The sequence below is a fragment of the Brevundimonas basaltis genome (assembly GCF_014202075.1).
GTDB classification, from domain to species: Bacteria; Pseudomonadota; Alphaproteobacteria; order Caulobacterales; family Caulobacteraceae; genus Brevundimonas; species Brevundimonas basaltis.
Map to the genome: position 1 here is coordinate 87,744 of NZ_JACHFZ010000003.1, position 14,177 is coordinate 101,920.

The following is a 14,177-nucleotide window of genomic DNA, read 5'->3' on the forward strand; positions in this document are numbered from 1 at the left end:
CGTTCACGAGGCGCGCGGAGCATGAGCGACCGGCCGCGCGTCGTCTCGTTCGGCGAATGCATGCTCGAACTGTCCCGCCAGGCCGACGGCTCGGCCCGGCTGGCGTTCGGCGGCGACACGTTGAACACCGCCCTCTATATGGCCCGGCTCGGCGCCGACGTCGCCTATGCGACGGCGCTCGGCCCCGATCCGTGGTCCGACGAACTGCGCGCCGCCTGGAGCGCCGAAGGCATCGACCTGGACCTCGCCCTCACCGATCCCGACCGCGTGCCCGGCCTCTACGCCATCCGCACCGACGACGCAGGCGAGCGCACCTTCACCTACTGGCGGGAGACCAGCGCGGCGCGGAATTTCTTCGCGCTCCGGGACTCGGCCAGGGCGGCCGAGGCGATGAAGCGGGCCGATCTGTTCTACCTGTCCGGCATCACCCTGTCCCTGTTCGACGACGCCGGCCGCGCCACCATCCACGCTATCGCCCGGGCGGTGCGCGCCCGGGGCGGCAAGGTCGCCTTCGACCCCAACTACCGGCCGCGCAACTGGCCTTCGCATTCAGCCGCGCGCGAGGCGGTGGCGGCCTTCCTGCCGCTGGTCGACTGGGCCCTGCCGACCTTCGAGGACGAACAGGCCCTGATGGGCGACGCGACCCCGGCGGACACCGACGCCCGCTGGCGCGCGGCGGGCGCGTCACTGGTCATCGTCAAACAGGGTCCCGACGGCGCCCTCGCCTCCGACGGCGGTCCGGCCCGGCTGGTCGAGACCGCGCCGATCCAGCCGGTCGACACCACCGGCGCCGGCGACAGCTTCAACGCCGCCTGCCTGCACGCCCTGATGTCGGGGGCCGATCTGGTCGCCGCCGTCGAGGCCGGGCACCGACTGGCCAGACAGGTGATTCAGCACCGGGGTGCGATCATCCCGGTCGACCGGATGCCCCGCTGAAGGGCCCTCAGGATTCCGTGGGCGATGCCTCGACGACAAGGCATTGAAGTTCAGCGATACCGCCGAACCGGCACACGGAGACGTCGCCGATCCCGACCCGATGCACCCCCGTCACCGCCCCGGTCGAGATCAGCATGCCCTCCGTCAAAGGCCGTCCCCGACGCGCACAATGCTCGAGGAGAAACCGGACGGATTCCAGCGGCCCGCCCGCAAGGCTGGCGGCTCCGCCCGCACCGACGTGAACGCCATTGACGCGGGTTTCAACCGCGACTTCGCTCATCCGCTCGCGCCATGCAGGCACCTCGTACCCGAGCACGAGTCCGGCGTGGTTGCCGAAGTCCGAAGCGACCGCCGCCGGCCCCATATCATTGAGCTCCGACAACGGACTCCCGGCGACCTCTACGCCGACGAACATCGCGTCGATCGCGGCCTGCGCCGCCTCGATCGTCCAGTCCAGACGGACGGGATCGACCGCGCCGATCCGGGCGACGAACTCCGCCTCCACCGCTGCGAATCCACCCGCGATGGCGGGCACACGCACCGGCGTAACGTCATCAGAGCGCCACAGGCCACGATCGAAGATCGGTCCGGACACACGGTGCACGCCGAGCCTTTCCTGAAGCGCCACCGGCACGCCCCCAACCTTCCAGCCTGCGATCGTGCCTGGGAACTGTGCGATTGCAGCTTCCTGAATGTTGTAGGCGGCGGCCATGGTCTCCGGCGGAACGCCCGGGTAGCGCCCGATCGACCGGGCCTGAAGCCGCGCTTCGACAAAGTCTTTGGCGATCTGCGTCGCTTCTTCAGACGCGGGTGGTTTGGCCAGGGACACAGCAAGCACCATCGACAACAGGACTGATCCGTCAGGCTAACCCGCGAGGGACGAACCCGATAGCGTCCCGGACGACCTATCGCGCTGATTGACAGGTCTCCGCTCCGGCGGAGGTCCGGATCGCTTGCCGTCAGCCCCGGCGGGGTGAGCCCGTGTGACTCGCCAGATCGCGGGACAGCTTGCCCTCGCATGCACACCGCCGGACCCCCAAGTCCAGGTCTGTGTCCGGGTTAAATCAGGCGGGCGGGTGCGGTTCAACCGGTGGTTGGGGCCGACCGATCGAACCGCTGGCGTCACTGCGGACCACCATTTTCACCCCTACTCGCAGTTCCAACTGGCGTGAAGTGTGGCAGCAATGAGACAGTCAATGAACGGAAGAGTACGACGACGCAATCCCTCGTGACTTTGATAAAATCGTGCGTGAAAGAGCGTTTGGGGGACCATCTGAGCGTCAGATTGGACCAGCGGTTTTATTTGGGAGGACGATCATGCAATCAGTTTCGGCGAGGGCGCAGCTGCTCCGAACGACAATGTGGGGCGGGGCCTTTGCCGCCGTTGCGTTTTTGGCAACAGGCGCCTCAGCACAGACCGCGGACCAGGATCCGGTCGCAGAAGACGCTGCCCAGGTTGGCGACATCATTGTTACGGGCTCACGTATCGCGCGAAAGGACTACGTGTCGACCAGCCCGATCGTGACCGTCAGCCAAGAGGACTTCCAAGCCACCGGCGCCGTTACTATCGACGCACTGATTAATGATCTTCCCCAGTTCGTTCCGTCTATCAATCAGACCTCGAACAACCCGTCCAACGGCGGTCAAGCCAACATCAACCTTCGCGGCCTGGGCACCCAGCGCACCCTGGTTCTGATGAACGGCCGGCGCGTCGTGCCGTCCAACTCGAGCGGCGCCGTCGACATCAACATTCTGCCGACGCCGCTGATCCGCAACGTCGAGGTCATCTCGGGCGGCGCCTCGGCCGCTTACGGCTCCGACGCCCTCGCGGGCGTGGCCAACTTCATCATCGATAACCGGTTCGAAGGCGTGCAGTTCGACGCCCAGTACGGCGTCACCGATCGCAAGGACGGCGCCACCGAGAGCTATTCGGTCACCATGGGCGGCGACATCGCCGACGGCCGTGGCAATGCGGTCCTGTCCCTGGGTCACTCGACCCGCGAATTCATCTATAACCGCGATCGCGAGTTCTCGCGCATCTCCGGGCCGTCGGGCACCTCCCCGCTGGGCAGCACCGTTTTCGATTCCACCAACCTTCCGAACCAGGCGTTCATCAACGGCTATTTCGGCTCGCCAACGGTCTGCCCGACGCCGAGCAACGCGGCCGCTCCCTGTATCAGCAACACCGGGTCGTTCGGCTTCAACAACAGCGGTTCGATCTTCAGCTACACGCAAACGCGCAACTTCGAGAGCCCCGGCGGCATCGACTATGACGGCTTCGCCAACCCGGGCGTCGGCAACTATGTCTACAATACCGGCGCCCTGAACTATCTGCAGCTGCCGCTGGACCGATGGAATGCCTACGCTGCGGTCGACTATGAGCTGACGCCGGCCGCCGAAATCTACGGTAACCTGCTGTTCACCCAGTACGAAGCGGCGCAAGAGCTGGCCGCCACGCCGGCGGCTTCGACCACCGGTTTCCGCGTTCCGTCGACCAACCCCTTCATCACCCCGACCCTGCGCTCCTTCCTGAACGCCCGGGCGCTGCCGAACAATTCGTTCCGCCTCGACAAACGCTTCACCGAAGTCGGCGGGCGCCGTAGCACCGAAGACTACACCGTTTACCAGGGCACGACCGGCGTTCGCGGCGACCTTGTCGGCCTGCGCGACTGGACCTACGATATCTACGCCCAGCTCGGCCGCATGGAACGGGTGACTGTCCAGACCGGCAACATCTCCCGCTCGTCGGTTCAAACCCTGCTGGACGCGGCTGACGGCGGCCGCTCGATCTGCGCGGGCGGCTTCAACCCGTTCGGCGAATCCAACCTGTCGCCAGCCTGTATCGCCTACATCTCGCGCACGTCGCAGAATGTCACGGAACAGTACCAGCGGGTTGTCGAGGCCTCGTTGCAAGGCAGCCTGATGGACCTGCCGGCTGGAGACCTTCGCTTTGCGGCGGGTGTCGGCTATCGCGAGGATTCGTTCGAGTTCCGCCCCGACGCATCGCTCTCGCGCATCAACCCCACCGTCACCCGTGCCGACGGCGGCACGACGGGTGGCTCGGAGATCGCCGGCTTCAACCCCAGCCAACCGCTCAAGGGCGAGACCAACACGGTCGAATATTTCGCCGAGTTCCTGGTGCCGCTGGTCTCCAACCTGCCGATGGTTCAACAGCTGGATCTGACGCTCGGCTACCGCTACGGGGACTACAATACGGTCGGGGGAGTCAGCGCCTACCGGGCTGACCTGGACTGGGAGATCAACGACTTCCTTCGCGCCCGGGGCGGCTATGCGCAGTCGGTTCGTGCGCCGTCGATCGGGGAACTGTTCGCGCCGCTGAACACCAGCTTCCCCTCGATCGGCGCGCCCTCGCTGACCGGTGTCTCAGGCGACCCCTGCGATGTCCGCAGCAGCTACCGTAACGGTCCGAACGCGGCCCAGGTCCGGGCGCTCTGCCTGGCCCAGGGAATCTCGCCGGCGGCCATCAACAGCTTCCAATACTCCAATAACCAGGTGCCCGGTTTCACCGGCGGCAACCCCGACCTGTTCGAAGAGACCTCGGAGTCGTACACGGCCGGCCTCGTGGTCCGCTCGCCGTTCAGCACGCCGTGGCTGTCGGGGCTTTCGGCCTCGGCCGATTACTACGACATCACCATCGAGGACGTGATCGGCTCCATCGGCGCGGCGGCCCAGCTTCAGGGCTGCTTCAACTCCGCCGGCCAGAACCCGACCTACGACCCCAACAACGGCTTCTGCACCCTGTTCCAGCGCGATCCGCTGTCGGGCAGCGTGATCAACGCCCGCGAGCTCAACGCCAACCTGGCGACGCTCAAGACGTCGGGCGTCGATCTCCAGCTCGACTGGAATTTCGTCATGGAAGACATCGGCCTGCCGGCCTGGGGGGACCTGTCGCTCAATGTCATTGTCGGCTGGCTCGAGAACTTCTCCCGCCAGGACGTGGCCGGCGCGCCGATCACCGAGCGGACTGGCACCATCGACAGCGTGTTCGGCAACACCTTCCCGGAATGGAAGTCGCTGACCTCGGTCAACTGGCGGAACGCGGGCTTCGGCCTCGGGGCCCGCTGGCGCCGGATCGGAGAGATGACCCAGTTCGGCACGGCGAACGAGATCCCCGAAAAAGACTACTTTGACCTCAACGCCAGCTGGGAGCTGACCGATAGCGTCTCGCTCCGCGCGACCGTGAACAACCTCACGGACGAGGATCCGGCGGTGTATTCCCCGGGCGTGCAGGCCAACACCGATCCGTCGACCTACGACACCCTGGGTCGTCGCTACTCGATCGGTCTCACCGCCAAGTTCTGATCTCCGGATCAGCGCAGACCACAGGACGGCGGGGCTTCGGCCCCGCCGTTTTTCTTTCGACGTTAGCGAGAGGTGCGAATCCAGCCGGTGATCGAGAGCCGGGACGCGCCGGCGAAGGCCGTCACCTGCGACACCATATGAGGCTGGGGGGTGCGAAAGATATTCAGGGCGTTGAAGGCCGGCGTGTAGGCCTCGGCCACATGTCCGTCGGCATCAAGGAAGGCCAGAAGCCCGCCCCACGATGGACGCCATACCGGCGTGAGGTTCAATACATAGGCCAGTCGCCGACCGGCGCCCGGCTTCTCATCGTCGTGCTCATTCAGGTAGTGACCCGGCCGGTACCGGGTCGCCTGCGCATCGACATAGGCGAGGTCCGGTTCACCCGAGAGCGCTCGGGCGAACGACAGGAAGGTCTCACTGTTGAGCCACTCATAGAGCGCCGACAGCGCGGGCGGCAGGTCCGCGCCGGCATCCGCCAGGTCGCTGATCCGCAAGCTCTCGAACATATAATGAAAGCCTGATCGCGCTTCGCCGTGGGCGGAGGCCAGCAGGGCGGCCCGCGCCGCATCGTCCGCGGCGGCGAAGGCGGGCGCCGGGATGTCGATTGTGGAACCGCCGCCCATGGTCGACACCGTCCAGCCGGTCTCGCCAGCGAGCGCCGCTGATAGTCGTTCCACGCCGGGCGGACGCAAAAAGTCGGGAAGATGGAGCCGCCCGAACCGGTCGAACACCGGCGCCAGACGGGCGGCGTCCAGAGAGCGATCGATGCTGAAGGTTTCGGTCATACGGCTTCCACCGGCTGGAGATCAAAGGCGACGGTAAGCCGCTCTCCCGGGCCTTCGAACGGTTCAGTGCCATGCCACAGATAGGAGGGAAACAGCACGAGGGTCCCGGCCTCGGGCCGCACCCAATGCTCAGCCGGCAAGCTGAAAGCCGCGCCGATACGGGCCGCCCCGAACCGCAGCCAGCCGGCCCGGCCGCCGGCGTCGATGTCCGGTGGAGTTTTGATATAGACGGCCGATGACACCCAGGCGCGCGGGTGGACGTGATCGGTATGCCGCCCCCCCGGTCCCAGCTTGACCGACCAGGCCCCGGCGATGCGCCAGTCGCTGCCGAGCGGACGTCCAAGCCAGTCGGGCCTGACGTCGGCGATATAGGCGTCGATCGGGTCGCGGAGCCTCTCGAACAACTGGTCGATAGCGGGGTCGCCCACCACGCGGGGGTCGATCCGCGACTGCGCGCCGTTCTGGACCGACTGCTGGAAAGGGTGCGAGCGGAAAGGATGTAGCCGTCGGAGGGCCGCCGCGGATAGATCGAGCCATGCGACACGCTCCGTCGCGTCCCCGTCCTCCAATCGATAGACCCGGACCAGCCGCCGGTAGTCCTCCGCCGTCAGGGCTCTGGGGTCCTCCGCCGTCCTCCAGGCGGCCAGCAGCAAGGCTCTGGCGTACTGATCCCCGGGATCGCGCGCCAGCCGTCGCTCCAGACCGGCGATCGCCTCCTGCGGCCGCTCGCAGGCGATCAAGGCGGAACAGACCGCTAGATCGGCTCGCGGATCTGTGGGGGAAAGGGCCAGAGCGCGCCGGGCGTGCTCGAGAGAGAGCAACGGATCGAGGCCCGAGGCTGCGGCGGCGGCGGCCAGCGCGACTTCGGCTGACCCTGAACCCAACCACGCGGTCAGGCTGTCGAGCGCCGGCTGATCGCCCGCCGTGTCCCTCAGGATCGACGACAACAGCAAGGCGGCGTCCTCACGAACCCGGGCCAACGTCGCCAAGGGGACCAGTTCGGAGATCAGGCGAGGGACGTTCCCGTGCCTCATCCAGGACAACTGGGCCAGATCCCGGAACCCCGGCAGAAAGTCCGGGCGCAGGGCCAGCGCCGCCCGGAACGCGGCCTCGGCATCGTCCAACCTGCCCTGGGCCATCAGCGCCCGCCCCAGCACCAGTGAAGTTTCCGGAGCCCGTCCGCCCTTCGCCAGCGCCCGGCGCGCCGCCGCCTCGCTGCCGGCCGCACGACCGCAATCGCCAAGCGCCGCCGCCAGGTTGTGCTCAGCCACAGCGCTGGCGGGCTGCCGGCGCGCCAGCAGCTCCAAGGCCGGCACCGCTTCGGCGGCTTGCCCCCCGGCCCTGAGCACCGCCGCCAAGGCCCTCAGCGCTTCGTCGGGCGCCGCTGGATCCGACAGCGCCGGCAGCAGCAGCCGCGTCGCTTCGGTCGCTCGTCCAGTCGCCTGTGCCGCCTTGGCCCGGGCCACCTCACTCGACCAATCCCGAACCATCAAACCCCCGTCAGAGTTCGCCCCCGCTTGGTCGGGGGCGACGGACAGAAACTCTAGCCTCGGCGCGGCGCCAAGAACACAGGGGCCTCGGCTGCGTAACGCTCGCCCCCTCGGCCCTACCCTTCCCCCTGTCCAAACCTGGCGGATGACCAAACCCATCAACCTGGAGACGGGGATTGACCGGTCGCCCCCGGCGAAGAGGACCGCCGCCGCTGCCGCCGCGGACGCCGGTCACACCCGACCAGCGATCGCGACGGTCGGGGTGGTTATGCCGTGCTCGCGGAAGGCGCGGCGGACCCGCAAGGTCACGTCGGTCTCGAAGCTCTTTTCATGCACGGCCTCGAACACGTAGGGGCGAGCCGTTATCCGGATCAGCACGAAATTGCCCTCCAGGACCTGGGTCGCCAGCACCGGGGCCGGCCGGTCCAGGAAGGCGTAGGGACTGGTGAGACAGGCCTCCTGAATCAGGGTCATGGCCAGTTCGACGTCCTGATCCGGCCCTATGAAAAGGGTGAACGGGACCTGCATCTCGAGGGCGCCGTAGTTTCCGCTGGAGGTGACATCGGTGAGCACCTTGTTGTTCGGGATGGTGATAACGTTGTGGTCCAGGGTGTTCATCCGGACGCTACGCAGACCGATCTTGATGACATCGCCGTACTGACCGGCGTATTCGACCCGGTCGCCGACCTGGAACGGTCGGTCGAACATGATGGTCACGCCCGCGATGACCGCCGCCACCAGGTCGCGCATGGCGAAGCCCACGGCGAAAGCCAAACCCCCGCCGACTACCGTCAAGGCGGTCGCGTCCATCCGCAGGCTCAACCGCCCGGCGATCACGATGGCGATCAGATAGACGATGAAGCGCGACGCCGATTCGATCTTCTGGATCGTCGGCCGACGGCTGACGAACCGTTGGCAAAGCGACGCGGAGAGGTGCGACAGGCCGCGCAGCAGGACGAGGGCGAGGGCGAACACCACCACCGAAGCCGCAACGCCGCCCCACTGGATGAAGCCGGCCAGCTGACCGAGATCGACAGGGTCCTGCGCCCGGGCGACGCCGACGACGGCGAAATTCAGGCCGGCGGCGACCCCGGCGGCGCGCAGAACTCGGGCCGTGCGAGGAATCATGGCGCGTCTCCCAGGTGATGACGCACAAGGCTGCGGGTCAGGGGCCGGAACCAGTCCCAGGATATGCGATGCGTCTCGCCGGTCCGCAGCAAATGCCCCTCACGCACGCCGGCGCTGAGGATGTCCGCCACCATTCCGGCTGGCAAACGGGTCGCGGCCGCGACGTCTGTGCCGTCCGCATCCGGCTGGCGCAGGACCGCGCGATAGACGAACAGAGCCTCCAGCGGCAGCCGCTCGATGGTCGCCTCGGCGAGAGGATGCAGGGGCCGGACGAAGACGCGACCATCCGGACCCACACCCAGCACCGACCGCCACAGATGCAGGGCGACACCGGGGTTTCCGGCGGACGCGTCCCAGAGCAGCAGCATGAAGGCCGCGCTCTTGGCCTCCACCGCCTCCGCGAGATCGATCTCATCCATGGACCCGGCGTCCTCGATCATCCGGTCATAGAGTGGTCTCAACCCGGCCTGGGCGGTCCGGGATCCGAGCAGCTCGGCGACCGCCGTATCGGTCCAGCGCGGAACCTCGATCACCGTCCTGAACAGGGTCCGGACGTGGCGCAGACGACTGATCAACGGCCAGGCCGCACTGTCGATCGACAGAACCCAGAGCGTTCCGTCCGCACTCCGGCGGGCCCGGTCGATGCAGCGGTCGAACGCCGCCAACCCGCCGACATCGAACCGGACAAGCGCTTCGACGTCGTCGACGAGCATCACGGCCGCGTCCCCCCTGGACGCCCGCCGGTCGGGGGCCTTCATCAGGTCGACGGCGGTCATCCGCCGGACGTCGTCGAGGCGGCCGTAGAGATGGTCCAGGGCGGCGCTCTTCCCCGATCCCCACTCGCCCACCAGGGCGATCAGACCCGCCGCTCCGGGCTCGGCCAGCCGGTCCAGCATCGGCTGAAGCCGGGTCGTGATCCACACCTCGCCCGCCGCTGTCGGAGACAGGCTGTCGAAGGGCGCGGGCGGCAGGTCGATGAGATCGGACACGGAACTGCGATCGGCCCGATTCAGCTCCTGCCGGAACAGGAAGGCGAGGGTTCGTCGGACCGAGACAAATCGGCTGCCGACGGTGCGCGCCGACCGCGCCAGTCCCCGGACCACGACGTCCACCGTCGCCGCGAGCGCGGCCACCGGCGCGTACCGGCCGGTCCGGTTGGCCAGCATCCAGCGCTGAACCCCTCCGGGTCGACGCTGGCGCGCCAGTTGCTCGAAAACCACCTCCCTCCACCATGCGACCAGCAGCATCAAGGTCAGGGCCGCCGCGGGCCACCCGATGGCGAGCACCCAGTGATAGAAGGCCCCCTTGCCCACCAGCCTCGCGGTCAAGGTCAGCACGAGGATGAATCCGACGCTGACATTGCTCACCAGCCGCATCGATCGCAACCGCAACGGCCCCAGGGCGCGCGTGCTGCGCGAGGTTCGGGCGCCGCCCGCGCCGAACAGGGCGTCGAGCAGACGGGTCGCCACCGCCGCGATCAGCAGCCAGCCGACGATCAGTCCGAGGATCTGGACCTCGAGCAAGGCCCGGACATGGGTCGGCAGGAATCCACGCAGTACGAAGAGCAGCACCAACCATTCGAGGGGTCCGCGAACCGACATGAACAGCCGCAGCAGCTTCAGCCGGAACTCGGGCGAGGCGCGAAGGGTCGCCAGGTTCTTGGCCTGCAGCCTCTGCTCCCAGACCGGAAACAGACGACGGGCCGTCGTGCGCCAGATGGCGAAAACGACGAAGGCCAGAACCCACATCACCGTCGAGGCCGCGAGGAGGACGCTGGCTGACAGGATATCTCGACCGAGAACGCCCTGACGCGCGGCGTCGATCAGCACGAAGGCGTGATAGCGGATGATCAGCGCCAGATGCTCGAACTCGGCCGAAACCTGATTCCAGGCCGCCGGCGAGAAACTGGTCAACGCCCGCCGCTTGCCCGTCGACAGGTGTGGCAACAGGTCGAGCCGAGCCTGATTGAGCAGGGTCAGCCGCCCCAGCAACAACCGCGCCTCGGTCCGGTCGTCGGCGTGCTGTCGGACCGCCAGTCGATCGCGTCGCTCCTGCAGGGCGGCCTGAAGGGTCCGGAGGGCGCTGAGCGAGTCCCCGGGAGCCAGGTCGTTCGTCTCGAGAACCGGCGCCGGCGGCAAGTCCGTCCCACGGCTGGCCCTTCTCAGGGTCGCGTCAAGGCGGCTCCGGGTGGCGCGAAGCTCGGTGCGCAGTTCGTCATAGACCGCGTCTGCGACCGCCGGCCGACTGTGGGCTTCCACGGCCTGCTGACGCAGACCCAACGCCGCCTCAGCCTCCACGTCGCGATCACCGGCGGCGGCATCGAGCCGGCTCTCCGCCGCGGACAGCACAAGCGCATAGGCGGCCAGTCGCCGCCGCTCGAGCGCAATCTGCTGTTCGGCCGTCGACCGGGCGCGACGCGCCGCTTCGAGCCGGGCCGCCTCCAGACGGTCCGCTTCGACACGGGCTTGCTCCTCGGGCGTCGGCCCGGCGTCGCCAGACGCAGCGGATGGGGGCGTTGCGTTCAGGACCGGAGCCGCTCCCGCGCCGGCTTCGGCACGAGCGCCCGGGCTGAACGCCAGGCAGGCGAGGATCGCGAGCAGGACCGAAGTGCCGCCACGCCGCGGCCATCGTGCTGGTCCAGCCGACCAATAACGTTTCAAATCCGCCCCCCGAGGCGCCGCCCGCATCGGAGACAGCACCGCCATCTTCGACCCGGAGCACCATGGCTGCAACCGGTTGTTGGCGGCGTCTGTGCGGGATTTCGCCGCTCCCGTCATGCGCCGATTTCAGCCCTGCGACGGGGGGCGCCGCCGCCCTAGTCCATGCCCAGCAGCCAGCGGTCCAGCCGGACCGCCCGGATAGCGGCCCCCGGCAAGGCCTCGTTGAGCGCCGAGCGGTGGCTCATGATCCAGTTCAGGCAGCTCAGCCGGCTGTCGAACGGGTCGAACGCGTCGCGGCTGGCGCGGAGCGTCTCGCGGTTCACCACATAGCGCGCGCCCCGGCGGCAGCCCGGCGCCCCCGGCCAGTTCCGCTCCGGCGCGACAACCGCCGGGATCCACCAGGTCGTTCGGGCGTCGAGGCCGTCGACCTCGCTGAGATGCATCGCCAGCCTCCCTCGGCCGCGGCCGCGGCCTCGCCCCGACGCGAACGCGCCGGGGCGAGGGTCACGTCAGGCCGCGCGCCGCGCCTCACGCGGCAGGTCGAAGCGGTCGGCGTTCATCACCTGCGTCCACGCCGAGACGAAGTCGCGCACGAACTTCCCGCCGGCGCCGGCCGAGGCGTAGACCTCGGACAGCGCCCGCAGCTGCGAGTTGGAGCCGAACACCAAGTCGGTCCGGGTGGCGGTCCACTTTTCCTCATCGGTCTTGCGGCAGGTGCCGACGAAGACCTCGTCGCCGCGGTCGTCGACCTCCTTCCACGCCGTGCCCATGTCCAGCAGGTTGACGAAGAAGTCGTTGGTCAGCTGACCCTTGCGGTCGGTCAGCACGCCGTGCGGGCTGTCGTCGTGATTGACGCCCAGCACCCGCAGGCCGCCGACCAGCACGGTCATCTGCGGCGCCGTCAGGCCCAGCAGCTGCGCCCGGTCGATCAGCACCTCTTCGGTCGGCACATTGTAGCGAACGCCCAGATAGTTGCGGAAGCCGTCGATCCGGGGCTCCAGCACGGCGAAGCCTTCCACGTCGGTTTGTTCGGCGGTCGCATCGGTCCGGCCGGGGGTGAACGGAACCTCGATCGTCTGGCCCGCCGCCTTCGCCGCCTGCTCGATGCCGACGCAGCCGCCCAGCACGATCAGATCGGCGATCGAGACATTGACGCCCGACGCCGCCTTGATGTCCTCATAGACCTTGAGGACCCGGGACAGCTTGCCGGGCTCGTTGACCTTCCAGTCCTTCTGGGGCGCCAGACGGATACGGCCGCCGTTGGCGCCGCCGCGATGGTCCGAACCGCGATAGGTCGAGGCCGAGGCCCATGCCGTCCGCACCAGATCGGCCACCGACAGGTCTGAGGCGGCGATCCGCTCCTTGAGCGCCCTGATGTCGGCATCGCCGAGCGGCGACCCCTGGGGAGCCGGAACCGGATCCTGCCAGGTCAGGTCCTCAGCCGGGACTTCCGGCCCGAGGTAGCGGGCCTTGGGACCCATGTCGCGGTGGCACAGCTTGAACCAGGCGCGGGCGAACTGGTCGGCGAAATACGCCGGATCGGCCCGAAATTTCTCCATGATCCTGCGGTATTCCGGGTCGACCTTGAAGGCCATGTCGGCCGTGGTCATCATCGTCGGCACGCGCTTGCCCGGCGTATGGGCGGCGGGGGCGAGGGTGTCGTCGGGATTGCCGACCGGCTGCCACTGTTTGGCGCCGGCCGGGCTGCGGACCAGCTCGTATTCGTGGTCCAGCAGCATGTCGAAATAGGTCATGTCCCAGGTGATCGGCGTGGGCGTCCAGGCGCCCTCGATGCCCGAGGTGATGGTGTGGTCGCCCATGCCGCTCTCGTGGCCGGACACCCAGCCGAGGCCCTGCTGGGCGATGTCGGCGCCCTCGGGACTGATCCCGACCTTGGAGGCGTCGCCGGCGCCGTGGGCCTTGCCGAAGGTGTGGCCGCCCGCCGTCAGGGCCGCCGTCTCGACGTCGTTCATGCCCATGCGGGCGAAGGTCTCGCGAATGTCACGGGCCGATTCCAGCGCCTCGGGTCGACCGCCCGGGCCTTCCGGATTGACGTAGATCAGCCCCATCTGAATGGCCGCCAGCGGCTCCTCCAGCGCCATCTCCTTGTCGGGCTGGATGCGGGTCTCATTGCCCTCCTCGCCGACCCACTGTTCCTCGGTGCCCCAATATACGTCCTTCTCGGGTTCCCAGACGTCGGCCCGGCCGCCGCCGAAGCCGAACACCGGCCCGCCCATGCTCTCGATGGCGACGTTGCCGGCCAGGATCATCAGATCGGCCCAGCTCAGATTGGCCCCGTATTTCTGCTTGATCGGCCACAGCAGGCGGCGCGCCTTGTCGAGGTTGCCGTTGTCCGGCCAGCTGTTCAGCGGGGCGAAGCGCTGTTGCCCCGCGCCCGCGCCGCCGCGCCCGTCGCCGGTGCGATAGGTGCCCGCCGAATGCCAGGCCATGCGGATGAAGAAGGGACCGTAGTGGCCGTAGTCCGCCGGCCACCACGGCTGGCTGTCGGTCATCAGCGCATGCAGGTCGCGCTTGACGGCATCGTAGTCCAGCTTCTTGAACGCCTCGGCGTAGTCGAAGCCGTCGCCCATCGGATCGCCGGTCTTGCCCTGCTGGTGCAGGATGTCGATCGACAGCTGGTTGGGCCACCAGTCGCGATTGGTGCGGCCCAGCAGGGCCCTGAGGGCCGCCGGCTTCTTGTCCGGATCGCTCAGCGGGCTTTTGTGCGCATTCCCGTCCATGACGGCTCCTCCTGTGACCTTATGGATTGGAGGAGAGCCTAGGCCCCGGCCGAACGTAAGAACAATCGATAAACGTTGTCGCCGCGCACAGAAAAATTTATACTCGACCTTCCT

General features: G+C 67.9%; 9 protein-coding genes. 2 read left to right on the forward strand and 7 right to left on the reverse strand.

Features of this window, described 5'->3' with window-relative positions; genetic code table 11:
* Positions 1–21: 21 nt before the first annotated feature.
* The gene (locus HNQ67_RS07940) at positions 22–936 is read left to right on the forward strand and encodes a sugar kinase (RefSeq protein ID WP_183254179.1); all 915 of its coding nucleotides are present in this window, start codon (positions 22–24) and stop codon (positions 934–936) included.
* Positions 937–943: 7 nt separating this feature from the next.
* Here HNQ67_RS07940 and HNQ67_RS07945 read toward each other — a convergent pair whose 3' ends face one another.
* Positions 944–1,777, reverse strand: coding sequence for a 2-keto-4-pentenoate hydratase (locus HNQ67_RS07945; RefSeq protein ID WP_183254787.1), 834 nt, complete (start codon positions 1,775–1,777; stop codon positions 944–946).
* Between the two features lie 680 nt (positions 1,778–2,457).
* Between HNQ67_RS07945 and HNQ67_RS07950 the strand changes: the two genes are divergently transcribed.
* Positions 2,458–5,259 (forward strand): TonB-dependent receptor domain-containing protein, encoded by a 2,802-nt coding sequence (locus HNQ67_RS07950; RefSeq protein WP_343054853.1) that lies wholly within the window; start codon positions 2,458–2,460, stop codon positions 5,257–5,259.
* Positions 5,260–5,321: 62 nt separating this feature from the next.
* Here the strand turns inward: HNQ67_RS07950 and HNQ67_RS07955 are convergent, their stop codons facing one another.
* The 6 genes from HNQ67_RS07955 to katG form a co-directional block, all read right to left on the reverse strand.
* A complete protein-coding gene (locus HNQ67_RS07955) occupies positions 5,322–6,044 on the reverse strand; it encodes a 2OG-Fe(II) oxygenase (protein ID WP_183254184.1) in 723 nt (240 codons plus the stop codon).
* Positions 6,041–7,534 (reverse strand): putative 2OG-Fe(II) oxygenase, encoded by a 1,494-nt coding sequence (locus tag HNQ67_RS07960; RefSeq protein WP_183254186.1) that lies wholly within the window; start codon positions 7,532–7,534, stop codon positions 6,041–6,043. The genes HNQ67_RS07955 and HNQ67_RS07960 overlap by 4 nt, the downstream gene beginning before the upstream one ends.
* Before the next feature lie 231 nt (positions 7,535–7,765).
* Positions 7,766–8,662, reverse strand: coding sequence for a mechanosensitive ion channel family protein (locus tag HNQ67_RS07965; RefSeq protein ID WP_183254188.1), 897 nt, complete (start codon positions 8,660–8,662; stop codon positions 7,766–7,768).
* A complete protein-coding gene (locus HNQ67_RS07970; RefSeq protein WP_183254190.1) occupies positions 8,659–11,439 on the reverse strand; it encodes a hypothetical protein in 2,781 nt (926 codons plus the stop codon). Before HNQ67_RS07970 ends, HNQ67_RS07965 begins: the two co-directional genes overlap by 4 nt.
* Positions 11,440–11,477: 38 nt before the next feature.
* Positions 11,478–11,765 carry a hypothetical protein gene (locus HNQ67_RS07975; protein WP_183254192.1) on the reverse strand — a complete coding sequence of 96 codons (288 nt, stop codon included), beginning with the start codon at positions 11,763–11,765 and terminating at the stop codon, positions 11,478–11,480.
* Between the two features lie 66 nt (positions 11,766–11,831).
* Complete coding sequence (gene katG, locus HNQ67_RS07980; RefSeq protein ID WP_183254194.1) at positions 11,832–14,063, reverse strand: catalase/peroxidase HPI; 2,232 nt, start codon at positions 14,061–14,063, stop codon at positions 11,832–11,834.
* Between the last annotated feature and the right edge of the window lie 114 nt (positions 14,064–14,177).

Coding starts and splice junctions, on each gene's coding strand:
- HNQ67_RS07940 (WP_183254179.1), top strand. CDS start 22: ATGAGCGACCGGCCGCGCGTCGTCTCGTTCGGCGAATGCATGCTCGAA.
- HNQ67_RS07945 (WP_183254787.1), bottom strand. CDS start 1,777: ATGGTGCTTGCTGTGTCCCTGGCCAAACCACCCGCGTCTGAAGAAGCG.
- HNQ67_RS07955 (WP_183254184.1), bottom strand. CDS start 6,044: ATGACCGAAACCTTCAGCATCGATCGCTCTCTGGACGCCGCCCGTCTG.
- HNQ67_RS07960 (WP_183254186.1), bottom strand. CDS start 7,534: ATGGTTCGGGATTGGTCGAGTGAGGTGGCCCGGGCCAAGGCGGCACAG.
- HNQ67_RS07965 (WP_183254188.1), bottom strand. CDS start 8,662: ATGATTCCTCGCACGGCCCGAGTTCTGCGCGCCGCCGGGGTCGCCGCC.
- HNQ67_RS07970 (WP_183254190.1), bottom strand. CDS start 11,439: ATGACGGGAGCGGCGAAATCCCGCACAGACGCCGCCAACAACCGGTTG.
- HNQ67_RS07975 (WP_183254192.1), bottom strand. CDS start 11,765: ATGCATCTCAGCGAGGTCGACGGCCTCGACGCCCGAACGACCTGGTGG.
- katG (WP_183254194.1), bottom strand. CDS start 14,063: ATGGACGGGAATGCGCACAAAAGCCCGCTGAGCGATCCGGACAAGAAG.